General features: G+C 60.0%; 26 protein-coding genes. 19 read left to right on the top strand and 7 right to left on the bottom strand.

The features are described from left to right. Positions 1-31 precede the first annotated feature (31 nt). The 4 genes from rsxG (at position 32) to gloA (ending at position 2666) form a co-directional block, all read left to right on the top strand. The gene (gene rsxG / locus CUC44_RS09925; RefSeq protein ID WP_100859806.1) at positions 32-664 is read left to right on the top strand and encodes an electron transport complex subunit RsxG; all 633 of its coding nucleotides are present in this window, start codon (positions 32-34) and stop codon (positions 662-664) included. Positions 665-701: 37 nt separating this feature from the next. Then, positions 702-1460, top strand: coding sequence for an electron transport complex subunit E (locus tag CUC44_RS09920; protein WP_167388857.1), 759 nt, complete (start codon positions 702-704; stop codon positions 1458-1460). A gap of 53 nt (positions 1461-1513) precedes the next feature. After that, complete coding sequence (gene nth / locus CUC44_RS09915; RefSeq protein ID WP_100859805.1) at positions 1514-2155, top strand: endonuclease III; 642 nt, start codon at positions 1514-1516, stop codon at positions 2153-2155. A gap of 97 nt (positions 2156-2252) precedes the next feature. Next, on the top strand, positions 2253-2666 hold the full coding sequence (gloA, locus tag CUC44_RS09910) for a lactoylglutathione lyase (protein WP_100859804.1): 414 nt from the start codon (positions 2253-2255) through the stop codon (positions 2664-2666). 117 nt (positions 2667-2783) lie between these two features. Here gloA and CUC44_RS09905 read toward each other — a convergent pair whose 3' ends face one another. Beyond that, positions 2784-4415: a methyl-accepting chemotaxis protein gene (locus CUC44_RS09905; protein ID WP_100859803.1), complete on the bottom strand. Its 1632-nt coding sequence runs from the start codon at positions 4413-4415 to the stop codon at positions 2784-2786. Positions 4416-4766: 351 nt separating this feature from the next. On the opposite strand from CUC44_RS09905, the gene CUC44_RS09900 reads away from it, so the two are divergent. The 15 genes from CUC44_RS09900 to CUC44_RS09835 all read left to right on the top strand — a co-directional run bounded on the left by CUC44_RS09900 (position 4767) and on the right by CUC44_RS09835 (position 17784). Then, positions 4767-5696, top strand: a complete 930-nt coding sequence (locus CUC44_RS09900) for a ZIP family metal transporter (protein ID WP_050718426.1) — start codon at positions 4767-4769, stop codon at positions 5694-5696. Positions 5697-5712: 16 nt separating this feature from the next. Further along, positions 5713-5835 carry a hypothetical protein gene (locus CUC44_RS20950; protein WP_425266307.1) on the top strand — a complete coding sequence of 41 codons (123 nt, stop codon included), beginning with the start codon at positions 5713-5715 and terminating at the stop codon, positions 5833-5835. Positions 5836-6057: 222 nt separating this feature from the next. Continuing rightward, the gene (locus CUC44_RS09895) at positions 6058-6813 is read left to right on the top strand and encodes a substrate-binding periplasmic protein (protein ID WP_100859802.1); all 756 of its coding nucleotides are present in this window, start codon (positions 6058-6060) and stop codon (positions 6811-6813) included. A 131-nt stretch (positions 6814-6944) separates the two neighbouring features. Then, positions 6945-7637 carry a 5'-methylthioadenosine/S-adenosylhomocysteine nucleosidase gene (gene mtnN, locus CUC44_RS09890; RefSeq protein WP_050718427.1) on the top strand — a complete coding sequence of 231 codons (693 nt, stop codon included), beginning with the start codon at positions 6945-6947 and terminating at the stop codon, positions 7635-7637. A 59-nt stretch (positions 7638-7696) separates the two neighbouring features. Continuing rightward, positions 7697-8620 carry a cobalamin biosynthesis protein CobD/CbiB gene (locus tag CUC44_RS09885; protein ID WP_167388856.1) on the top strand — a complete coding sequence of 308 codons (924 nt, stop codon included), beginning with the start codon at positions 7697-7699 and terminating at the stop codon, positions 8618-8620. Beyond that, a complete protein-coding gene (locus CUC44_RS09880) occupies positions 8613-9449 on the top strand; it encodes a cobalamin-binding protein (protein ID WP_425266306.1) in 837 nt (278 codons plus the stop codon). The genes CUC44_RS09885 and CUC44_RS09880 overlap by 8 nt, the downstream gene beginning before the upstream one ends. Positions 9450-9555: 106 nt before the next feature. Further along, complete coding sequence (gene pseB / locus CUC44_RS09875; RefSeq protein ID WP_100859800.1) at positions 9556-10560, top strand: UDP-N-acetylglucosamine 4,6-dehydratase (inverting); 1005 nt, start codon at positions 9556-9558, stop codon at positions 10558-10560. Beyond that, positions 10557-11699: a UDP-4-amino-4,6-dideoxy-N-acetyl-beta-L-altrosamine transaminase gene (gene pseC, locus CUC44_RS09870; protein ID WP_100859799.1), complete on the top strand. Its 1143-nt coding sequence runs from the start codon at positions 10557-10559 to the stop codon at positions 11697-11699. Before pseB ends, pseC begins: the two co-directional genes overlap by 4 nt. After that, a complete protein-coding gene (locus CUC44_RS09865; RefSeq protein WP_100859798.1) occupies positions 11690-12535 on the top strand; it encodes an aldo/keto reductase in 846 nt (281 codons plus the stop codon). The genes pseC and CUC44_RS09865 overlap by 10 nt, the downstream gene beginning before the upstream one ends. Further along, positions 12532-13287 (top strand): cytidylyltransferase domain-containing protein, encoded by a 756-nt coding sequence (locus CUC44_RS09860; RefSeq protein WP_100859797.1) that lies wholly within the window; start codon positions 12532-12534, stop codon positions 13285-13287. The genes CUC44_RS09865 and CUC44_RS09860 overlap by 4 nt, the downstream gene beginning before the upstream one ends. Then, complete coding sequence (locus tag CUC44_RS09855; protein ID WP_100859796.1) at positions 13284-14573, top strand: aminotransferase class III-fold pyridoxal phosphate-dependent enzyme; 1290 nt, start codon at positions 13284-13286, stop codon at positions 14571-14573. The genes CUC44_RS09860 and CUC44_RS09855 overlap by 4 nt, the downstream gene beginning before the upstream one ends. Beyond that, positions 14574-15518, top strand: a complete 945-nt coding sequence (locus CUC44_RS09850; RefSeq protein WP_100859795.1) for a hypothetical protein — start codon at positions 14574-14576, stop codon at positions 15516-15518. It begins immediately after the preceding gene. Beyond that, entirely contained in the window at positions 15500-16063 is a 564-nt protein-coding gene (pseH, locus tag CUC44_RS09845) for a UDP-4-amino-4,6-dideoxy-N-acetyl-beta-L-altrosamine N-acetyltransferase (protein ID WP_100859794.1), read from the top strand. Before CUC44_RS09850 ends, pseH begins: the two co-directional genes overlap by 19 nt. After that, a complete protein-coding gene (gene pseI / locus CUC44_RS09840) occupies positions 16060-17100 on the top strand; it encodes a pseudaminic acid synthase (protein WP_100859793.1) in 1041 nt (346 codons plus the stop codon). Before pseH ends, pseI begins: the two co-directional genes overlap by 4 nt. Before the next feature lie 18 nt (positions 17101-17118). Beyond that, on the top strand, positions 17119-17784 hold the full coding sequence (locus tag CUC44_RS09835) for a class I SAM-dependent methyltransferase (protein ID WP_100859792.1): 666 nt from the start codon (positions 17119-17121) through the stop codon (positions 17782-17784). 84 nt (positions 17785-17868) lie between these two features. On the opposite strand, the gene CUC44_RS09830 is transcribed toward CUC44_RS09835, so the two are convergent. From CUC44_RS09830 to CUC44_RS09805, 6 genes are all read right to left on the bottom strand, one after another. Then, positions 17869-19962, bottom strand: a complete 2094-nt coding sequence (locus CUC44_RS09830; protein ID WP_100859791.1) for a motility associated factor glycosyltransferase family protein — start codon at positions 19960-19962, stop codon at positions 17869-17871. Beyond that, the gene (locus CUC44_RS09825) at positions 19962-20288 is read right to left on the bottom strand and encodes a hypothetical protein (RefSeq protein WP_244166756.1); all 327 of its coding nucleotides are present in this window, start codon (positions 20286-20288) and stop codon (positions 19962-19964) included. The genes CUC44_RS09830 and CUC44_RS09825 overlap by 1 nt, the downstream gene beginning before the upstream one ends. After that, on the bottom strand, positions 20285-20707 hold the full coding sequence (gene fliS / locus CUC44_RS09820; protein WP_100859790.1) for a flagellar export chaperone FliS: 423 nt from the start codon (positions 20705-20707) through the stop codon (positions 20285-20287). Before fliS ends, CUC44_RS09825 begins: the two co-directional genes overlap by 4 nt. 29 nt (positions 20708-20736) lie before the next feature. Next, positions 20737-22149, bottom strand: coding sequence for a flagellar filament capping protein FliD (gene fliD, locus CUC44_RS09815; protein ID WP_167388855.1), 1413 nt, complete (start codon positions 22147-22149; stop codon positions 20737-20739). Positions 22150-22180: 31 nt separating this feature from the next. Then, on the bottom strand, positions 22181-22639 hold the full coding sequence (locus CUC44_RS09810) for a flagellar protein FlaG (protein ID WP_244166755.1): 459 nt from the start codon (positions 22637-22639) through the stop codon (positions 22181-22183). Positions 22640-22677: 38 nt separating this feature from the next. After that, the coding region (locus CUC44_RS09805; protein WP_208621051.1) for a flagellin N-terminal helical domain-containing protein at positions 22678-23517 on the bottom strand (840 nt) is incomplete at its 5' end.

Below are 23517 nucleotides of genomic sequence, written 5' to 3'. Positions count from 1 at the left end.
TGGCGCCATTCTCATATTCAGGAAGCTTCCCATGTTAAAGAGCATGCGCAAAAATGGCGTCACGCTGGCCCTGTTCGCCCTGGGTTGTACCGCCATGGTGGTGCTGACCAACGAGCTGACCCAGGACAGGATCGCCCACCAGCAGCAGCTGGAAAAACTGCGTACCCTGGCGGCACTGCTGCCGGAGGGGAGCTATGACAACGATCTGGTGGCCAGTTGCAAGCTGGTTACCAGCCGGGAATACCTCGGCAGCGATCAGGCCATGCCGCTCTACAGCGCCACCCTGAACGGCGTGCCCACCGGCTACGCGCTGGAAACCATCGCCCCCGACGGCTACAGCGGCGCCATTCGCATGGTGGTCGGCACGGATGCCAAGGGCGCCGTCAGTGCGGTGCGGGTACTCACCCACAAGGAGACCCCGGGCCTTGGGGACAAGATTGAGCTGAAAAAATCCAACTGGATCGACAGCTTCGTCGGCCGTACCCTCAATGCAGACAATGATGCGACCTGGGCGGTGAAGAAGGATGGGGGCGAGTTCGATGCCTTCACCGGCGCCACCATCACCCCCCGCGCCGTGGTCAAGGCGGTGAAGAACCTGCTGCGCCTGCAACAGGAGCACCCCGAACTGCTGCGGGATGCCCCGTCCTGTGACGCCACCCCCTAACGCCGGAGCCCGTATGGCACATACAACGGAACAAGTCATGGAACAAGTTGATGTGATTGACGGCCAGAGCCTCGTCAACGAAGGCAATAGCCGCCGCGAAGAGCTCAAGGAGCTGATGCTGCAGGGGCTGTGGAAGAACAACCCTTCCCTGGTACAGGTGCTGGGACTCTGCCCGACTCTGGCGGTCTCCTCCACCTTCACCAACGCCCTGGGGCTGGGCCTTGCGACCCTGGTGGTACTGGTGAGCTCCAACCTCGCCATCTCCCTGGTGCGCAACCTGGCGCCCAAGGACATCCGTATTCCTATCTACGTGATGATCATCGCGGCCCTGGTGACCAGCGTGCAGCTGTTGATGAACGCCTACACCTATGGCCTCTATCAGTCGCTTGGCATCTTCATCGCGCTGATCGTCACCAACTGCATCATCATAGGGCGGGCCGAGGCCTATGCCTCCAAGAACCCGCCCCTGCTGGCGGCCGTCGACGGCTTCATGATGGGGCTCGGCTTCACCCTGGTGCTGCTGGTGCTGGGAGGTCTTCGCGAGATCATCGGCATGGGCACCCTGTTCGATGGCGCGGACCTGCTGCTGGGTGAGTGGGCCAAGTCCTTGCGCATCGAGCTGTTCCACGCCGATGCCAGCCTGTTGATAGCGATCCTGCCCCCCGGTGGCTTTATCGGTCTGGGGCTGCTTATCGCCGCCAAGAATGTGATCAACGATCGCTTGGGCCGCAAGCAGGCCGCCGACAAGGCTCACTGCGCCGTGCCGGCCCCCGGCGCCCGCGCCACCCAGCTCTAGGGCTTTGCAGGCCCAAGAAAGAATAAGAGTGCCAAGACAGACACAGAGAATCGATGAATAACCAAAAACGCAGAGAAATTCTGGAGCGGCTGCGGGAGCACAACCCGCACCCCACCACAGAGCTTCATTTCAACTCGCCATTCGAGCTCTTGATCGCCGTCCTCTTGTCGGCTCAGGCCACCGATGTCAGCGTCAACAAGGCCACCGCCCTGCTCTATCCGGTGGCCAATACCCCGGCCGCCATGCTGGCCCTCGGGGTAGACGGGGTGAAGCAGTACATCAAGACCATAGGTCTTTTCAACACCAAGGCCGAAAACGTCATCAAGACCTGCGCCATCCTGCTGGAGCGCCACGGCGGCGAAGTGCCGGAGAATCGCGAGGCGCTGGAAGCCCTGCCTGGGGTGGGTCGCAAGACCGCCAACGTGGTGCTCAACACCGCCTTCGGCTGGCCCACCATCGCCGTCGACACCCACATCTTTCGGGTGTCGAATCGCACCGGCTTTGCGGTGGGCAAGAACGTGGACCAGGTGGAAGAGAAGCTGCTCAAGGTGGTCCCCGCCGAATTCAAGCTGGATGTGCACCACTGGCTGATCCTGCACGGACGCTACACCTGCCTGGCGCGCAAGCCTCGCTGCGGTTCCTGCATCATCGAAGACCTTTGCGAGTACAAAGAAAAAGTCTATCCGGAGAGCTAGTCACAGCGATCTCTGTTAATAAAACAAATAATACCTATCGTTTGTTCTGTAGATTCATATAAAAACAGTACAAATCACCAACCTGGAGAGGCAAGCAATGAGAATTCTGCATACGATGTTACGCGTCGGCGATCTGCAACGCTCCATCGACTTCTACACCCGGGTGCTCGGCATGAAGCTGCTGCGCAAGAGCGAGAACAGCGAATACAAGTACACCCTGGCCTTCGTCGGTTACGGCGACGAGAAGGATGAAGCCGTCATCGAGCTGACCTACAACTGGGGCGTGAGCGAGTACGAGCTGGGCTCCGCCTACGGCCACATCGCCCTGGAAGCGGACGACATCTACGGCACCTGCGAGGCCCTGCGCGCCGCCGGCGCCAAGATCACCCGCGAGCCGGGTCCGGTCAAGGGTGGCACTACCGTCATCGCCTTCGTGGAAGACCCGGACGGTTACAAGATTGAATTGATCGCCAAGAAAGACGCAGGCGCGGGTCTGGGCGAAAGCGTCTAAGCCAGCTATTTGCGAGCAATAAAAAAACGGGGCCAATGGCCCCGTTTTTTTATTGCCTTGCTCCTCGGTGCGCCCTGCTTTAGAGCGCATCGAGTGTTGGCAGCGAACGGCCTGACATCAGGCCAGGCGGAAGCGACCTATGGTCTGGCGCAGGCCGGCCGCCAACTGGCTCAGCTCCAGGCAAGCGCGGGCGGTGTGATCGGCGCCGGTCGCCACCTCGTTGGAAGACTCGTTGATCCGCTCCACGTTGCGGCCAAGCTCGTCGGAGACCGCGTCCTGCTCACCACAGGCACTGGCGATCTGGATGGCCATGTCTGCTATCTGACCCACCGCCACCTCGATCTGCTGGATGCCGGTGCTGGTCTGCTCGCTCTGGCTCACGCACTGGCGGATCATCTCGCAGCTCTGGCCGGTCACCTCTTTCGCCTGATTGGCGCGGGCCTGCAGTGTCTCTATGATGGCGACTATCTCGCCGGTGGAGGCCTGGGTGCGGCCCGCCAGGGTACGCACCTCATCGGCCACCACGGCAAAACCACGGCCCTGCTCGCCAGCGCGGGCCGCTTCGATGGCGGCGTTGAGCGCCAGCAGATTGGTCTGATCGGCGATGCCGCGGATCACATCCACCACCACGTTGATCTGGGCGGATTCTCGCTCCAGCTCGGCGACCAGGGCGCCGGCTTGCTCCATCTCCTGGGCAACCCGGGTGATGGCCACCAGGGCCCCTTGCACTTCCTGATTACCCTGTCTGGCCAAAGCATTGGCGGAGCTGGCGGATTCGGAGGCGACCTCGGTATTGCCCGCCACGTCGGCCACTGTGGCCTTCATCTGGGCCATGGCGGTCGCCACCATGGAGATCTCCTGCTGCTGGCTCTGGATCCCTTGGGCCGACTGCTCGGAGACTGTGCTCACCTCCTCGATGGCGGCGCCGAGCTGGGTCACGGCGGCCACCACTTCCTCGATGAGGCCACGCAGGTTGTCCTGCATCTTGAGGGACGCCTTGGCCAGCATGCCCAGCTCATCCTGACCGATGTGCTGGCGATCCAGCTGATGGGTCAGATCGCCGGCGGCGATGGCATTGGCCTGGGCCACCACGGCATGCAGCGGCAGGCAGATCTGGCGGGTGAGGAACCAGGTCATGAAGCCCATGAACAGCAGCAGGGCACCGATGCTCAGGGTAGCGGAGGTGGTCACCATGTTGACGCTGCCAAGCAGGCTGCCTCGGTTCTCCTGCACGAAGCCGAGGTTGACCTCCACCAGGGCATTCACAGCTCGCTCGAGCTCGGTGTAGCTGACGTTGGACTGGAACAGCTCATCCTTGGCCTGGGTCATGTTGCCCTGGGCCAGCAGGCTGTCGACCCGGTTGACCTGGCTCAGATACTGCTGCCAGTTCTGCTTGGCACGGTTGAATACCTGGCGCTCATTGTCGGCCCCGACGGTCGCCTCGTAGGCGCTGAAGGCTCGTTCGACCTTGCCAATGTTGTCCTGGATGCGAGCACGTCGGGCCTGCAGATCCGCGGCGTCCTCGATCATCATCAGGGCGAACTGGGCGCGGCGCACATAGGAGACGTCATAGAGCAGGTTCTCCACCGAGACGACGCTCGGCAGGGTGGAATCGGTGAAGTTCAGCACCCGATCCTTGATGCCGCGCAATTCGCTGGCGAGAAACAGACCGAAAATCACATTGATGACGGCAATGACCGAAAAGACCACGGCAATCTTCTTGCCGATGGAGAGATTCTTGTAAGACATGGTGGCGGTGATCCTCAACTGCTGATGAGCAGGTGCACTGTGGCGATCGCATCCCTGTGGGCGATGACCCGAAAAGTCCTGACGGGAAATGAAAAAAGTCGCGAAAGATCAAGGGAAGGAGACCTCGCAAGGGGCGGCACCTTACCACAACCTGGCCGTCCCCTTCATCGCCTTTCGCCATGCTCGGCCGATTTCAATCGGCGCTCTGCACCGGCACACTATCGACCGCATGGCACGAGACTTGAGCCGATTGATGCAATCGCACCATCGACGTGGACAAAAACAGGGTCAGAGGATGTAATGGCCCCCACATTTCTCCTCATCGTCTCTCGCCATCGAGGTGCCCGTTTCATGGATAACGCATCAACCCTCACCGCCACCTGGTCCGTGCAACTGCGCGAACAGATCCAGGCTCGTCCCCTCACCGCCCTCGGCCTGCTCGTCGCCCTGGTGGCCGTCCTGCTGCTCCTGCTGCAGAGCCTGGTCATGCTGCTCGCTGGCGACATCAGCCCAGGCGCCCGCTATGGCCTCCTCGGCGGGGTCGCCGGGTTCGCCGCCACAGCCCTGGGAGCCCTGCCGGCCCTCTTTCTGCGCTCGGTGCCGCAACGGGTGGAAGACGGCATGCTGGGCTTTGCCGCCGGCATGATGCTGGCCGCCAGCGCCTTCTCACTGTTATTGCCCGGCCTCGAGGCTGCTGAAGGGATCACTGGGGACGGTTTTCTCGCCGCCGCCGTGGTGGTCACCGGCATGACTCTCGGCGTCTTGCTGATGCTGGGGCTGGATCAATTCACCCCCCACGAGCACGACAAGACGGGCCCCTGTGGCCCCGGCCACGAGAGCTGCTCCCGGGTCTGGCTGTTCGTGTTTGCCATCGCGCTCCATAACCTGCCGGAGGGCATGGCCATCGGGGTCAGCTTCTCTCAGGGGGACATGGCGGTCGGCCTGCCGCTGACCACCGCCATCGCCCTGCAAGACATTCCAGAAGGGCTGGCGGTAGCGCTTGCCATGTGCGCCGCCGGTTTTCGCCCCTCGGTCGCCGTGCTGGTCGCCATCGGCAGCGGCCTGCTCGAACCCCTGGGTGCCCTGCTCGGGGTGGGGCTCGCCAGCGGCATGGCCATCGCCTACCCCATTGGCCTGGGGCTCGCCGCCGGCGCCATGCTGTTCGTGGTCTCCCACGAGGTGATCCCGGAAACCCACCGCAACGGTCACCAGACCTATGCCACTCTCGGATTAATGGCAGGCTTTGCCCTGATGATGACGCTGGATACCGCCCTGGGGTGAGACGCCGGCGCCCTATGTGCCAGTGGTCCCCCAGGAGGTGATCCCGGAGACCCACGGCAACGGTCACCAGACCTATGCCACCCTCAGCCTGATGGCAGGCTTTGCCCTGATGATGACGCTGGATACCGCCCTGGGGTGAAACGCCGACGCCCCATGTACCAGTGGTCTCCCACGAGGTGATCCCGGAGACCCACCGCAACGGTCACCAGACCTATGCCACCCTGGGGCTGATGGCGGGCTTCGCCCTGATGATGACACTCGATACCGCGCTGGGTTGATAAGACGCTGATAAATAACCTAATATCTAGCCACCACATAGCCCCCATACTCGGGGGCTGTGACTTTCCAGGGAGTGGATGGGATGAGGGTCAGGATGGCCGGGCTGCTGTGCCTGCTGCTGATGAGCCGCGAGGCCGGTGCCACCGAGGAGTATCGCACCGCGGCCCAGCCCGATTCGGCCCCCAAGTATCAGACCCTATCCGATGGCCGGATTGGCGGTATCTGCGTCGACCTGTTTCGGCTGATGGAGCAGGAGCAACCCGCCCTGCGCATCCTGGGGGATCAGGCCTTTCTCCCCCTGCGGCGGCTGGAGAAGAAGGTGCTCCACGGCCAGCTGGATTTCATCTGCGGCGTGGGGGACAGCCCGGCGCGGCGCAACAACTTCATCTACATCACCCCTTCCATCTTCACGGTTCGCTACCATCTGGCGGTGCGCCGGGACGATGCCATCGAGATCCGGGATTGGGAGGATGTGCGAGCGCTTGGCCGGGAGGGGGTGATCCTCATCAATCATGGCAGCGGCGCCATCGCACGGCTGCAAGCCATCGGCGGCCTGCTGATCGACAGCGGCGGGATCAGCAGCGCGGCCAATTACGACAAGTTGTTGATGAAGCGGGGACGGTTTTTCTATTACCGCTCCCCGGGTTTTGAAGCCGACATTCGCCAGCACCAGCTGGATAACCAGATACGCCTGCTCCCCAAGGTGATGGAACAGACTCCCTTCTACATATTGTTCCACCGCCAGACCTCCCCCGAGCGACTCAAGCTGTTTGGCGACACCCTGCAACGGCTCGCCAATCGGGGAGAACTGGCGGCCCTGGCCGGGCGCTACGATTGATTTTCCCGCAATCACCCCATGGCGTCGCACAATGCTCGGCGCCATCGACAACATTTGTTATCATCCGCGCCAGGCAAGGCGGCTCCAGGGCCGTCCATCGTCGTGAAGACACGAGACAAACGAGGTAGATGATGAAAGTAGGTATTATCGGCGCCATGGAGCAGGAAGTAGCCCTGCTGCGCAGCCAGCTGAGTGAACTGACCACCCTGCAACTGGGCGGCTGCGAGTTCTATCAGGGCCGCCTGGCCGGTAAAGAGGTGATCCTGACTCGCTCTGGCATCGGCAAGGTCGCCGCCAGCGTCGCCACCAGCCTGCTGCTGGAAAAATTTGCCCCGGATTGCGTGATCAACACCGGCTCTGCCGGCGGCTTCGCCCAAGATCTGCACATCGGTGACGTGGTGATCGCCAGCGAAATGCGCTTCCATGACGTGGACGTGACCGCCTTTGGCTACGAGATGGGCCAGATGGCCCAGCAGCCCGCCGCCTTCCCCTGTGACGAGAAGCTGATGGCCGTGGCCCAAGCCTGCATCGCCGAGCAAGGCAAGCACCAGACCAAGGTAGGCCTCATCTGCACCGGCGATCAGTTTATGTGCAAGCCGGACGCCATCGCCAAAGCCCGCGCCGACTTCCCGCAGATGCTGGCGGTGGAGATGGAAGGGGCAGCCATCGGCCAGGTGTGCCACATGTTCAAGGTGCCCTACCTGGTGGTACGCGCCATGTCTGATATCGCCGGCAAGGAGCAGGTGGAATCCTTCGATGCCTTCATCGAAGTCGCGGGCCAGCACTCGGCCGAGATGATCATCAAGCTGCTCGGCAAGCTGTGATCGCACTCCCAGGCTGGGATCCCTTAAACGCTGGTGCGCTCGAGTCGCTGACCTCGTCCTTGCTGGTCACACCGGCGGCCATCCTCATCGGGGCCGCCCTGCTGGAGGCCCTGCTGCCCTGGCCTGCCCGTTTCCGGCTTGGCGCGACCGTGCCCCTGCTGACCCGCCTGGGTCACAGGGTGCATCGCCCCGATGGCTCCCCCCGCCAACAAAGCCAGGCGGGTCTGCTGGCCCTGTTGGTGGTTTGGCTGCCGTGCGCGGCCGGACTCTGGGCGGTGCGCAACCTCTCTTTGTCCGAGCCCCTGTTTGATCTGCTGTTCCTGCTGCTGATGCTCGAATCCCAGCCTCTGCGCGAACTCGCCAAGGCGACCCGGGCGCTGGCGACGAAAGAGACGCTAGTGGTGGCACGGTTGCAGACATCCCCCTGGCTCAAGCGCGAGACGGGCGCCCTGTCCGTGATGGGGCTGACCAAGGCGGTGAGCGAGGGCTGCGCCCTGCGGCTGGTGGGTCAATGGGCCGGTCCCTTGCTGGGCTTTGCCCTGGCGGGGGTGCAAGGAGCCCTGCTCTGGCGTCTCGCTCAACTGATGAATCAAGGCTGGAGTCCGAAGCAGGCTGGCTTTGCTCATTTCAGCCGTCCCGCTGCCACCCTTTATCAGGTGCTCTGTACCCCCGCCATCCTGCTGCTGGCGCTGCCCCTGTGCATCAGCCAGCTCCGTCAGTTAGGCAGCCGACTGCGACTTGCCCTGCACTGGCCCTATCCGGCCATGGGCTGCCTGCTCAGCCTGCTGGCACAAGGCTCGGGCTGCCGTCTGGGGGGGCCGCGTTACTATCAGGGTCAGCTGGTGCGCTTCCCCGTACTGGAGGCCAGCGGAGAGCCGACGGCGTCAACACCGCAGCGGCTGCTCAATCGCCTGCAGCTGATCGGCTGGGGCTGGCTGACACTGGCGCTCCTTTTAACCGTGCTGGAGCAAGTGCGTGGTTAACCCAATCTCCTTGCGCCTGTTGTGCGCCTTGCTTGGCCTGCTCTGCTGGCCGCTGTCGACATGGGCACAGGCGCCCCAGCGCATCATCAGCCTAACCCCTCATCTGACCGAGTTGCTGTTTGACATAGGCGCCGGGGATCGCATCGTCGCCACCGACGATGCCTCCGATTTTCCGCCCGAGGTGAAAACCAGACCCCAGGTCGCCAACTACCGCAGTATCAACCTGGAAGCCCTGCTGGCGCAAAAGCCGGATCTGGTGGTGGCCTGGCGCTCGGCCCAGTCCCGCATGCTGGCTCCCATCGAGCAGCTCGGTATCCCCGTCTTCTATTCAGAGCCCACCGATTTTGCTTCCCTGGCCGACGAGATGCGTCGCCTCGGCAAGTTGCTCGCACTGGAGCCAAGCGCCAATGCCCAGGCCGATGCCTATATGGCGCGGCTCAACGCTATAAAGAGCCGCTATGGCAAGCCCAAGCCGGTCTCCGTGTTCTACCAGCTCTGGTATCCGCCGCTCACCAGCGTCAGCGGCGTGGCCTGGCCTGCGCAGGCCATCGAGCTGTGCGGTGCCACCAATGTCGCCACCGGGGCCAAGACCCCCTACCCCCAGATCGGGCTGGAGCAGGTGATCAAGGCCAATCCTCGACTTATCCTGGCCGGCAGTCAGGATCCCGCCGTGCTGACCCACTGGCAGCAGTGGCCCATGCTGGACGCCGTCAAAAACAGACAACTGCGCCTCATCAACCCGGATGAGCTGCACCGCTTCACCCCCCGCGCCCTCAACGCAGTGGAGCAGGTGTGCGAGGCCATAGCCGACGCCAACCCAGCCTCCTGAGCCAGATCCCGACCACGAACCTGCCACCCAAGTGCTCATTATGGGTTCTGGCACAGAATATGCTTTTAATTTTGACAGACACACACCTTCATAATGGGACAGCGACATGTTCAACGGAAAAACGATCCTGGTCACCGGCGGCACCGGCTCCTTTGGCAAGAAATTCATCGAAACCGTCCTCTCCCGCTATCAGCCGAGCCGATTGATCGTCTACTCCCGCGATGAACTCAAGCAGTTCGAGATGCAGCAGCGCTTCAACCACCCCTGCATGCGCTACTTCATCGGGGATGTGCGAGACGCAGAGCGCCTCAACATGGCCATGCACGGGGTGGACTTCGTGGTCCATGCCGCGGCCCTCAAGCAGGTGCCGGCCGCCGAATACAACCCCATGGAGTGCATCAAGACCAACGTCGGGGGGGCGGAAAACGTCATCAAGGCAGCCCTCAGCAACGGGGTCGAGAAGGTGATCGCCCTCTCCACCGACAAGGCGGCCAACCCGGTCAACCTCTATGGCGCCACCAAGCTCTGCTCCGACAAGCTGTTTGTCGCCGCCAATAATATGGCGGGTAACAATCCCACCATTTTCTCTGTCGTCCGTTATGGCAATGTGGTGGGCTCTCGCGGCTCCGTCGTCCCTTTCTTCGACAAATTGATCAGGGAAGGTGCAAGCCACCTGCCCATCACCCATGCGGAAATGACCCGCTTCTGGCTCAACCTGCAGCAAGGGGTCGACTTCGTGCTGGCAAACTTCCAGCGCATGAAGGGGGGGGAACTCTTTATTCCCAAGATCCCGTCCGTGCGCATCACGGATCTCGCCAGCGCCATGGCCCCCGACCTGCCTCAGGAGATCATTGGCATTCGTCCTGGTGAGAAGCTGCACGAGGTGATGTGCCCGGCCGATGACTCCTATCACACCTTCGAGTTCAAGGACTATTACGTCATCTCCCCCAGCATCAGTTTCAGCAGTCGCAACAATGACTTTGCGACCAATGCCCTGGGAGAAACCGCCACCCTGGTCGAGCCCGGTTTTGAATACAATTCCCTAAACAATCAGCACTTCCTGTCGATAGACGAGCTACAGAAGATGAATCAGCAGGTGCTAATCGAATGATCCCCTACGGACGCCAATCCATCACAGATGATGACATCGATGCCGTCGTCGCCGTCCTGAAATCGGACTATCTGACACAAGGTCAGATGGTCCCCGCCTTCGAGCAGGGGCTTGCCGATTACTGTCAGGTGCCTCATGTGGTGGCTTGCAACAATGGCACCACGGCCCTGCATCTCGCCTGCGCCGTCCTGGATCTCGGGTCCGGTGACTGGGTCTGGGTTTCCGCCATCAGCTTCGTCGCCTCCGCCAACTGCGCCCGTTACTGCGGTGCCCAGGTGGATTTCATCGACGTGGAACCCGACACCGGTAACCTGTGCGTGGCGGCACTGCGCACCAAGCTACAAGCCGTTCAGGGCACGGCCGCCCAGCCCAAAGCACTGGTCGCCGTGCATCTGGCGGGTCAGCCCTGCGATCTGGCAGAGATAGGCGCCCTGTGCCAACAATATGGCGTTCGCCTCATCGAGGATGCCTGCCACGCCCTGGGCTCCCACTATCAGGGGATGCCCATTGGCAGTTGCGCCCACAGTGACATGACAGTCTTCAGCTTCCATCCGGTGAAACCCATCACCACCGGAGAAGGTGGCGCCGTCACTACTCGTGATGACGAACTGGCGGCCAAGCTGAGGCTCTATCGCAGTCACGGCATCACCCGGGATCCCGAACTGATGCACAGTTCCAGCCCAGGCGGCTGGTACTACGAGCAACAGGTGCTGGGCTTCAACTATCGCCTGACCGACATCCAGGCCGCGCTGGGTCTGAGCCAGATGAGCCGCTTGCCCCACTTTATCGACCAGCGCCAGCAACTGGCAGCCCGCTATGACGAACTGCTGACCCGGCTGCCGGTAAAACCACTGCGTCAATGCGATGATCGCCACTCCGGCTACCACCTTTACGTGATCCAGGTTGCCGACCGCGATCAGGTGTTTACCCGCCTGCGAGATGCTGGCATAGGGGTGAATGTGCACTACATGCCCATCCCGGCCCAACCCTATTACCGTGAGCTGGGTCATGACCCTGCGGCTTACCCGGGCGCCCAGGCTTATTACCAGCAAGCCATCAGCCTGCCCCTGTTCCCCACGCTGTCGCTGGCGGAGCAGGACAGGGTCATCCAGGCTCTGGAGTCGGCGCTATGCGCCTAGCCCTTGGCACAGTGCAGTTTGGGCTTGATTACGGTATCAGCAACCGGGCAGGCCAGGTCGCGGATGACGAACTCGACGCCATCCTGGCCCTGGCCCGTCGCCTCAAGATCGATACCCTGGACACGGCCCAGGCCTACGGCAATGCCGAGGCAAGACTCGGCAGCCAGCAGACCGCCAACTTCAATCTGGTCAGCAAGCTGGCTCCTGGCATCACGGCCGCCGAAGTAGTGACCGCGGTTGAAGAGAGCTTGAACAGGCTCGCTCGCCCCACCTTGGATGGCCTGTTGCTGCATCGCAGCCAGGATGCCAGCCCGGCGCTATTCGAGCGGATCAAGGATCTGCAGCGACAAGGCAAGGTGGGCAAGACGGGGGTTTCCGTCTACTCGCCCCAGGAGCTAGATCTCTGGCTCGAACAGGGCTATCCCCTGCAACTGGTACAGTTGCCCGCCAACTTGCTGGATCAGCGCTTCCTGCGCTCGGGCTGGCTCGATCGGCTGCAGGAGATGGGCTGCGAGATCCACGTGCGATCCCTCTTCCTGCAAGGGCTGCTGCTGATGCAGCCGGCGCTGCGCCCCGACTATTTCAAGACCTTCACAGGCCCGCTAGGACGGCTGGACAGTGCCCACCCCCACCTCAGCCCTCTTGACAAGGCACTGTCACTGATTGCGGCCCTGCCCCAGGTCAACCGCTTCGTGGTAGGGGTCTGCCATGCCCACGAGCTGGCGGCCATAGGCGCAGCCTACGGCCATCTGCATCCCTGGCAAGACGCCGAGCTCGCCACCCTGGCCTGTGACGAATCCGACCTCATCAACCCAGCCAAATGGACATCATCATGATCCTCGGGATCCTGCAAGCCAGAGCCAGCTCCAGCCGACTGCCAAGCAAGGTGCTCAGGCCCCTCTTGGGCGAACCCATGCTCGCACGCCAGATTGAGCGGCTCACACGAGCCAAGCGGCTGGACCAGCTGATGGTCGCCACCAGCGTTCAGGAAGAGGATGACGCCATCGCCCTGCTCTGTGAGCGGCTCGGAGTACCTTGTTTTCGTGGTCCTCTGGACGATGTGCTGGCGCGCTTCCACCTGGCCGCCCAACGCTTTTCGCCCACCCATGTCGTCAGACTCACCGGCGACTGTCCGTTGGCGGATCCCGCCCTCATCGACGAGCTCATCCATTTTCATCTGACCGGCGGCTACGACTACAGCAGCAACTGTTGGGACCCCAGCTACCCGGATGGGCTAGATGCCGAGATCCTGAGCGCCGCCACCCTGGAGCTGCTGGCCGAGCGGGCCCATAGCCAGGTTCAGCGTGAACATGTCACCTACTACATCCGCCAACACACGGACCAGTTCAAGGTCGGGAAATTGGCACGCCAGTCGAGCCTGTCTCATCTGCGCTGGACGGTAGATGAACCCGCTGACTTTGAGCTGGTTGAGCAGATCTACAACAAGCTTTATCCGGCAAAGCCAGCATTTACCACCGATGACATTCTCGAACTATTGGCGCGGGAGCCACATCTCGCGACCCTGAATACCCATCATCAGCGCAATGAAGGGCTGGCGAGCTCGCTGGCCAAGGAGCATCATTCATGACCTCACGCTATCAGCATTCACTGGCACTCTCCGCCCGGGCCGAGCAGAACATTCCCCTCGGCTCCCAGACCTTCTCCAAGAGCCGCCTCTGCTTCCCCTACGGCGCCGCCCCCCTGTTTATCGAACGGGGTGAGGGCGCAACGGTCTGGGATGTGGATGGCAACCAGTACCTGGACTTTGCCAGCGGCCTGCTGGCCATCAGCCTCGGCTATTGCGACCCCGATGTGAATCAGGCCGTGATGGAACAACTCAACCTCGGCTCCATCTTCTCCTTGCCCCACAGGTTGGAAACCGAAGTGGCCGAGCAGCTTATCGAGCTCATTCCCTGCGCCGAGATGGTGCGCTTTGGCAAGAACGGCACAGATGCCACCTCCGCCTGCATTCGCCTCTCCCGCGCCGTCACCGGCCGCGAGCGGGTCGCCGTCTGCGGTTACCACGGCTGGCAGGATTGGTACATAGGATCCACCACCCGCCACCTGGGGGTGCCAGAGTGCGTGCGCGAGCTCACCCATCGCTTCGATTACAACGATCTGGATTCCCTGCGGACCCAGCTGGAGGCTCACCCGGGTGAATTTGCAGCGGTGATCCTGGAGCCCATGAACGTCGCCTGGCCCACTCCTGAATTCTTGCCCGGCCTGCGCCAGCTGTGTGATGAGCACGGTGCCCTGCTTATCTTCGATGAGACCATCACGGGTTTTCGCTTCCACCTTGGTGGTGCCCAGACCCTGTTTGGCGTCACCCCGGATCTCGCCGCCTTCGGCAAGGGGATGGCCAACGGCTTCCCCATCTCCGCCGTAGTGGGACGCCGCGAATACATGCAACGCATGGAGGATATTTTCTTCTCCGGCACCTTTGGCGGCGATGCCATCGCCCTGGCAGCCGCCAACGCCGTGATCAAGAAGATGCGCCGGCTGGATGTGCCCGCCCGCCTAGCCGAGCGAGGTCAGCAATTGCTGAGCGAGCTCGATGCCTTGCTGCTGAGGCTGGATGCCCCGAGCTGGCTGCAGAGCGCCGGCCACCCGAGCTGGAGCTTCCTGCTCATCGGCGACTCGGCCAACCACTCCAGCTGGCTGCTCAAGAGTTACTTCATCCAGGAGTTGTGCAAACGGGGGATCCTGAGTCTCGGCAGCCACAACATCAACCTGGCGCACAGCGAGGCCGACGTTGGCCGCCTGCTCACGGTCTATGCCGAGGTGCTGCCTGCGCTGATCCGCCTGGATGCCGAGGGTGCCATCCATCAGGCCCTGGATGGCGAACCTATCCAGCCTGTGTTCAAGGTGCGCTGAGTGCTGCCACTCTGGATCTTCACCGAAGGAGACAAAATTCGAGGGCTCGGCCACCTCAGCCGCTGCAGCGCCTATGCCTCGGCCTGGCAACAGCAGGGGGGCGCCGTCCACTGGGTGGTGGACGGGGATGCGCTCGCCCGGGATAGGCTCTCAAGGGAGACGGTCTGCTGGGGAGCCTGGCAAAACCAGCACTTCTCCCCCCGGCCGGTGGTCGCCATCGTCGACTCCTATTCGGCGAGTCTCACCACCCTGGAGAGCATTTCGGCCGGTTTTGAGCGGGTCATTTACCTCGATGATACCGAGCGTCTGCCCTACCCTGCGGGATTGGTGATCCATGCAAGCCCTGGTACGCCGGGACATCCGCAAGGCGCTGCCTGCTGGCAGTGGGGGCCAGCTTGGCAACCGCTGCGCCCCCCATTCTGGTCTGCGCCTCCCCGCACTGAGGTCTCTGCTCGTATCGAGCGCATCCTGATCATCATGGGGGGAACCGATATCCGCGATCTGACCCCGAGGCTGGTGGCCTGGTTGCACAGTCAATATCCCGACATTGAGTTGGAGGTTGTCACCGCCGCGCCGGATCCCCGTCTCTCCCATTGTCATCAGCACCACGGACTCGATGCCGAGCAGATGGTCAAGCTCATCTCCCGCAGCGATCTCGCCATCAGCAGCGCCGGCCAGGTTACCTATGAGCTGGCCCGCTGCGGCCTGCCCGGGATCCTGATCGGAGTCGCCGACAATCAGGCCGAACAGCTCGCTGGCTGGTGTGGTCCAGACGGTTTCAGCTCGGGCGGTTGGTGGTACGAGGACGAACTCTTTAGCCAACTGACGCAAGGTATGGCGCTACTCGGCAGCCAGGATGAGCGGGCCAGACGGGCGAGCAGCTTGCAGGCACGGATGCGCGGCAATGGCACCCTGGAGGCCCTCGCATGGCTCAATCAGCCCTAATGCTGCAGCAGTGCTTCAAGCTCGGGGGGCTGACACTCATCCCCTTCGCCGACCTGGACGAACAGCAAGTGATCACCGTCTGGCAGATGCGCAACCACCCGGATGTCGCCCACTGGATGAGTTCTGGAGGCGAGATCCCCTTCGAGGCACACCTGGCCTTCATGGCACGCCAGCGGCAGGAGACCCACAACTTCAACTACCTCTGCCAGGATGCCCTTGGTTCTATCGGGGTCGTCTCCCTGCACCGGCTGGACTGGAATAATCGCCTCGCCTGGCTCGGTATCTATCGCAATCCCTCGCGACGCGGGGAGCAACTGGGAGCGCCACTGCTGGCCGCAGTCCAGCAACTGGCGTTCGATGTGGCCCGGCTGCACAGCCTCAAGCTGGAGGTGGCCACCGACAACGAGCGGGCCATTCAGGCCTATCAAAGGGCCGGTTTTCGCCGCGAGGGCGCCTGGCGGGAAGCCGTCTTTCGCCAGGATCAACAACGTTTTATCGATCTCCTGCTCATGGGGATCACCGAACAGGAGTGGAGACACCCATGACCCAAGCCATAGCTCAGGCCATCAATCCGAATCGATGTTTCGTCATCGCCGAGCTGTCGGCCAATCACGGCCACTCCTTGGAGACGGCGCTGGCGACCGTACGCGCCGCCAAGGCCTGTGGCGCCGATGCCATCAAGATCCAGACCTATACCGCCGACACCATCACCCTCGACTGCGACAACGACTATTTTCAGATAAAGCAGGGAACCATCTGGGATGGCACCACGCTCCACAAGCTGTATCAGCAGGCCTATACCCCCTGGGAGTGGCATGCCGCCATCCAGGCCGAGGCGCAAAAAGAAGGGTTGGTCTTCTTCTCCACCCCCTTCGACTTCAGCGCGGTCGACTTTCTGGAAAGCCTCGAGGTACCGCTCTACAAGATCGCCTCGTTCGAGATCACCGACATACCACTGATCGAATATGCTGCCAGCAAGGGTAAACCCATGCTGATCTCGACGGGAATTGCAACTCTGGCAGAGATAGATGCTGCCGTACAGGCCTGTCGTCGCATGGGTAACCAGGACATCACCCTGCTCAAGTGCACCTCCTCCTATCCAGCGCCGGTGGAAGAAGCCAACCTGCTCACCATCCCCAACCTGGCGCAGACCTTCGGGGTCAAGGCCGGGCTGTCGGATCACACCCTTGGCCATGCCGTCGCCATCGCCGCCACCGCCCTCGGCGCCACAGTGATCGAGAAACACTTCATTCTGGATCGCGCCATCGGTGGGCCTGATGCCTCTTTCTCGATGACACCCAGCGAGTTTGGCTCAATGGTTGAAGGAATACGGCAAGCAGAGGCGGCACTGGGTGAAGTCAGCTATCAGCTGAGCGACAAGGCGATGCTGAGCCGCCAGTTCTCCCGCTCCTTGTTCGTCTGTGAGGATGTGAAGGCGGGTGAGGTCTTCACCCCCAGCAACCTGAGATCCATTCGCCCCGCTTATGGGCTGGCCCCGGTCCATCTGCCCTCCCTGCTGGGCCGCAGCGCCAGCCAGGACATTCAAGCGGGCACCCCCATGAGCTGGTTACTGGTTTCCTGAGCCACCGAGGAACACAAGATGCAACAGAAAAACGTCTTTATGGCGCAAGAAGGGAACGAGTGGTATGAGCGCAACAAGGCCGCCATTCTCGGCAAATCCCTGGGAAGCGATCCCATCTTCAAGGCGCTGGAATATCTGGGCAGCAAGCCCGCCAGGATCCTGGAGATAGGTTGCGCCAATGGCTGGCGGCTGGCGCAACTGGCCGAACACTACGGCGCCCACTGCTATGGAGTGGACCCGTCCGCCAGCGCCATTGCGGATGGCCTCTCCCGTTATCCCGGTTTGCAGCTCTTCGTGGGCACGGCCGATAGTTTGCCCGAAATCGAGCCCGTCGATCTCATCATCTTCGGTTTTTGCCTCTATCTGTGTGACCCGCAGGATCTATTCAAGATCGCCGCCGGCAGCGATGCCCTGCTGGCCGATCGGGGCCTGATGACCATCTTGGATTTCAATCCACCGGCAGGGCACTATCGCAACGACTACCAGCATCACGCCAACCTCTTCAGCTACAAGATGAATTACGGCGAATTGTTTGGTTGGCATCCCGGCTACCACAGGTTGTTCGAGCACGTACAGCACCATGATGGCGGCACGGAACTGGAGCCGGATGCACTGATCTCGGTGCAGATCCTGCGAAAGGATGCACGGCTGCTGGCGGCACAAAATCCCTATCCGAAGCGATAAAAAATGCCGACACTTGAGTCGGCATTTTTATATCTGGATTCGATTTCAACACTGCTCTTCAGGCAGGTTTACTCATATTGCTTGCTAAGCCTTCTTCCTGAAGAGGGCCATCACTTCGTTATCGATCATATCGACACTGTCGAGGGCCTTGGGATACATCTCCCTCACCTTGCCCAGGAATTCCAGCCACAACTCGATGGCGGGTTTCATCAGCGCCAGTGTCTCCTCCTCCCCCTCGAAGGAGTAGAGGATGGAGCTCAGCAGGGTAAACACATAGTTCATCGACCCCACCATGGTCTGGGAAATATGCTGCTGACGGGTGGCTGCTATCTGGGCGAGGTAGCCAAAGTTGCGTAGCATCAACTGGTTCAACTCATTGCGGGACGAAAACTCCTGCTGCCACTCGGCCATCATCTTGTCGACAAAAATATTGAAGAACTCGATGTCGAGCAGCGGGACAAAATCTTGCTTTGACAAGGGGATCGGGGCACAGAGCGCGGCGATTTCCCCAATCAAAGCCGGCTTGTCAATCGGCATGAGGAGGTTTATCTCGGCACTTGGCAAGGCTCGAGTCTTCTCAATTTTGGCGCCATCGCTGCAGTTGAAGCATTGGACATCCTCGTTCGTGGCCAATACCTGCTCCATTACGCGACGGGAGGTATCAAACATGGCATTGCTGGTAACCATGCCACCAAAATTTCCTTCCCGCTGCCACTGACTATCCCCATACATCAGATCCCCCAAGGCTCCGGCACTCTCCTCATTGTTGTAATAAGAGCTGAGCTTGGAATGGTGATGTCCCTTGTGCTTGTAGCCATTGTCCAGACCAAACAGATAGAGGTGTTTGAAGCCCAGATGAACGGGTGCACTGATGCCTATGTTACCCACCAGCGGGTTGACGCCCCCCAGGCCTGCGCAAGATTGCAAGCCGGAGAAATAGTTGCGGTAGAGCACCACACCTGGTTCGCTGAGTTTGAAGACAAGTGCCGAATGGTCGAACAGCGTCGCGCAATCGGGATGGATGACGTCGGTGCTCAGGAACAGCACATCCCGCAGATAGTCGGGATCATCCAGGTTGACCAGGAAGTCATAGACAATCTTGGTCCGCTCGGTCTCGACATGGATATCCGGCTTGATCCCCACCTTGTGCAAGGCAGAGATGGCACTGCCACAGGAGATGATGATGGCCTTGTCTTGATTCTTCCTGATGACGGCGATGGATTCATCCAGCGAGGGACCATTGGCAACGATGAAAATGGGGGTGCGCTGATGCTTGGGCGAGATCCTGAGGCCACATTTCAGGAAGGGGACGGCGCGCTCGATATTGTTGATGGTGTGGGACAAAGCGATCAGGTTATCGTCAAAGAAGCCCCATCCCATCACCAGCAAGTAATACTCCTGCTGCACCTTCTCTATCAGTTTCCTGATTTTTTCATTCTGATACCCCCACATGATGAAGGCATTGGCAATCAGGAAGGAGCCGCGGCTATGAATGGCCGATGAGAAGTCCTTGACGATGGTCTCTTCATCCTGCCCCAGCAAAATATGCAGGCCGAGGTTCTCTTGATGCAAATAAGCGAGCAGTGGCGCCCAGTCGAAACAGAACAGCGAACCGTAAAACAAATCCAGATCCGGTTCGAACAGGAACAGGGTGCCTATCTTGCACTGTTCATAGAGATAGCCGAGGTGATAACCCAACCCGACCCCGAACACCAGAGCACTCGGCACCTCGTGGGGTACCTGGGCCAGCATCTCTTCCCGTGAGGCAATCTCATCGAGATAGGCGTTGAGTTTGTTGAGGTACTCCACATGCATGAAGCCAAGGGGATTGGCCTCCTGGCTAAAGGAGAATTTGGACAGTGCCCCCTTCTCCATAAACTCCTTCACCAGAGTTTCGCAAATAAGGTAGGGTTCTTTGCCGTAGACGGCGACCTCATCATCCAGCCATGCCAGATTGGGCTGACCATTCTCGTTGCAGAAGAACCGGAACGGGCGCTGGGGTTGGTAGGTTTCATACATATCCGCAATATGGGGGATATATTGGCGAAACGCCGCCATGTTCTGTTCAAAGCGCAGCGGTAACGCCGCCGCCATGGCTGCTTCCTGCTCTGCCTGTTGTTGAAGTCGCAGTGCCTCTTGTTCGGCCTTGACCAGGGCGGCATCCATATTGACGGACATCAGAACTCCTTGCTGTTCACTCGATAAGCTCGCCCAGCCTTGTTGGCTCTCCCAACCTGAGTCAGCTGCTTGAAAATGGTTTGATGGTGACTGGCAGCCAGGGCTGTCATGCTGGCTTCTTGAGTGGCAAGTGTATTTGCCAGAGTAACGACACCCTGCCGCTGCGCCGGGTCCTCCTTGGCTAGCTGTACAAGACTCGCTATCAAGGCCAACCTTTCATCCATGCAGAGCAGTGCCTCATCATATTGCTGCTGTTGCAGCAACGCTTCCATCTGACGGGCATTTTCCGTTAGTGCCTCATCAAGGAAGACGAGTGTGGCGCTCACAGCGCCCCCAGCTGTTGTCTCATCTGATAGCCTTGCTGTTTTTCTGCCTCTGGCAGCTGGTCCCAACCGGATTTGATGGTCACCATCAGACCCATGACCTCCTCGAGCGGTGCTATATCTCGTGCCAGACTGGCATCCCAGATACGTTCGTCCATATACGCATAGAGTCCATAAAGATCTTCTGCCATGGCCCCCTGACTCATATCGAGCGCATCCTGTAATCCATGCAGCAACCCTTGCGCCTTGGAGATGGCAACCGATTTTGCTTCCATATCGTTGCGCTCTATGGCGCCCTTGGCCTGGGCCAGGCGCTCAAGAAAGCCTTGCATCATAAGCTGAATGACACGATGAGGATCGGCAACCGTCAAATCAGCTGCGATGCTGGTTGCCTTGTATGCCTTCAGATTACGGTTGTACATGATATGAGTCCTCGTAATATCGCGATTAATCAATTCTTATTGTTTATTTGCAGCGACGTCAGGGCGGATGCCGAGTTATTCATCTTGACCAACAAGGCATCCAGGCTACCGTATTGAGCACGCAAAGAGGCCTCATACTTGGCCAATTGCGACGTGGCGGTAGATGCTTTCTGAGTCAGAGCACGCAGATCCGAATTCAACACATCCTCTCGCTGCGACAACATGCCGCCACTCTTGGTGTATTCCTTCAGCCCCTTGTTCAAGGTGGATGCCAAGCCATCATCCCCGCCAAACAGCGCCACTACCTGATCGAAATTCTTGTCGATGGCCTCGCTGAACTTCGTCTTGTCCAGCGACAGCTTGCCCTTGTTATCCATCTTCATGCCGATCTCGAAGACGGTGGAATAGGTGCCGCTGTTCTTGGAGGGGCTGACCAGCAAATTGCTCATGAAAGAACTGATGGCCCGTGTAGTCGCGTCCCCAGCCAGGGCGCCACCGTCATCCTGCTTCACACCACCGACGAAGGTGCCACGCTTGTCCAGGGCGTTCATCTTGTCTTGCAGGGTGTTGTAGCCATCGACAAACTGCTGGACTAGTTCCTGAATAGAGGTCTTGTCGGTGGTAATATCCACCTTGTTTGACTTTTTCGCTCCCGCTACACCACTGTCCTTGTCCGCATCCGAGACGCGCAGCACTGTTATCTTGAGATCCTGCACTGAGTCATCAAAGGTATTGGTATCGCTCCTGAGGACGTTGCCATCCACGTTGATCTCGGCGCTGCTAGCTCCACGAGTCTGCTTCATCGCACTACCCGATGTTCTCGCATCGAAAACTTCGAGCTCAGGGGTGCTTCCGGTGATGGTCAGATCCTTGCCATCCCCCGAGATACCCGAGTCAATCATCAGCTTGGCCTTGCCATCCGCGGTGTTGACTATGTTGACACTGAGACCGAAGTTATCCCCGTTGCTGTTGATGCTCTTGCGGATATCTTGCAGGGTATAACCCGCCTTGACATCTACCTTGAACGTCTTGTCGCCGGCCTTGAACGTCAGCTGACCATCCTGAGTCACCATAGGGGTAGTAGAGCTATCGAAGACCCCTTCCTGGCGGCTCGTCTCTGCCAACTTATTGACTGTGATGTTGTATTGCCCGTTGGAGGCGCCAGTCTTGCTCTCCACCTTCAAGATGGGATCGTCTTTGCTCTGGGTAATGTTGATGGCGCGCTTGTTGAACGCACCGGGAGCACTCAACTTGTCGAGAATGTCGGTGAAAGCAGAGATGGAGGACTTGAGCTGACCTATGCCAGACAAGGTGATCTGAGTACTGTTTTGCTTGGTCACGATCGGCTGTTGCAACTGGGCTTTCTTGGCTGCCACACTCGCCGCGATCACACTCTCAAGATCGAGTCCAGAACCCGCCCCCGCAGAGGTAATTGCCATCACGTCCTCCTGTCTATCAACTTAAAAATGTAGGTTACACCTGACCATCGAACAGCAGCCCAGAGAGGCTGACCCCACTGCTGCTCGTCTGATCCAGCGATTGTAACCGCTTGCTTATCAACAGCATTTCTTCACTTGGGATCTGGCGAATGACCTGTTTGGTATCCGCATCTATCACCTTGATCACGGGTTGATCGAACTCAGGGACTAGGCTGAAATTGATGGTCCATCCTTTCAGCTTGCTCAGACTGTCCAATCTTTCCTGCAATTCCTGGGCCTCTTTTTCATTCAAGGCCTGCTCTTTACGTAATTCCGAGACCTGGGCATGCGCGGGCTTCTCCTGCGACACCTTTGCTGTCGATTCGACACCCGTCTGTTCGACCTGAGTTTCTCCTCCAGTGATTGGCGAAGAAACAGACATGGCGGCCTGGGGGCCGCCATGTTGAGTTAGCGTCGAAGTAACAGAAGGCAAGGCTATCGATTCAGTGGCCATCTGCTGCTCCTCATGTCAATGTTTGACGGTTTAACCGCTTAGCCCAACAGCGACAGGGCTGACTGCGGACGCTGGTTGGCCTGGGCCAGGATGCTGGAAGCTGCCTGTTGCAGGATGTTCTGCTTGGTCATGTTGGCAGTCTCGGTCGCAAAGTCCGCATCACGGATACGAGAGCGCGCGGCACTGACGTTTTCGGAGATGTTGGCCTGGTTGCGAATAGTGGAGTCCAGCCGGTTTTGTACCGCACCCAGCTCGGCACGCTTGCCATCTACTATCTCCAACATGGAGTCAACAGATGCCAATACGTTTTGGGCATTCGTCTGAGTACTGATACTAATACCGCCGACAGTTGAGCCACTGGTAAAGACGCTCCCAACCGGCGATCCACCAGCTGCTGATACCGCAGCTGCAATCCCTGAAATGCTGAAGCCACCGGCTTGAGACAAGCTAAAACCAATAGTTTGGTTGGCATCAGCCCCGACTTGGAATACACCACTGTAGTTGCCATCCAGCAACTTGGTGCCAGCGAAGGTGGTGTCTTTGGAGATACGGTTGATCTCGGAACCCAGCTGATCCACTTCCTTCTGCAGGGCCTCACGATCCTTGTCGGAGTTGGAGCCGTTGGCAGACTGCTGAGCCAGGGTACGCATACGCTGCAACATGCCGGTCACTTCATCCATGGCCCCTTCGGCGGTCTGCGCCAGGGAGATACCGTCGTTGGCGTTGCGGTTACCCTGGTCCAGACCATTGACCTGGGAGGTCAGACGGTTGGAGATCTGCAGACCCGCCGCATCGTCCTTGGCGCTGTTGATGCGCAGACCGGACGCCAGACGGGTGTACGAGGTATCCAACGACTTGGTGGTGTTCATCAAGTTACG

Source organism: Aeromonas lusitana (genome assembly GCF_002812985.1).
GTDB classification, from domain to species: domain Bacteria; phylum Pseudomonadota; class Gammaproteobacteria; order Enterobacterales; family Aeromonadaceae; genus Aeromonas; species Aeromonas lusitana.
The sequence above is the reverse complement of the archived record's forward strand: the minus strand, read 5'-3'. Positions and strand labels throughout refer to the sequence as shown.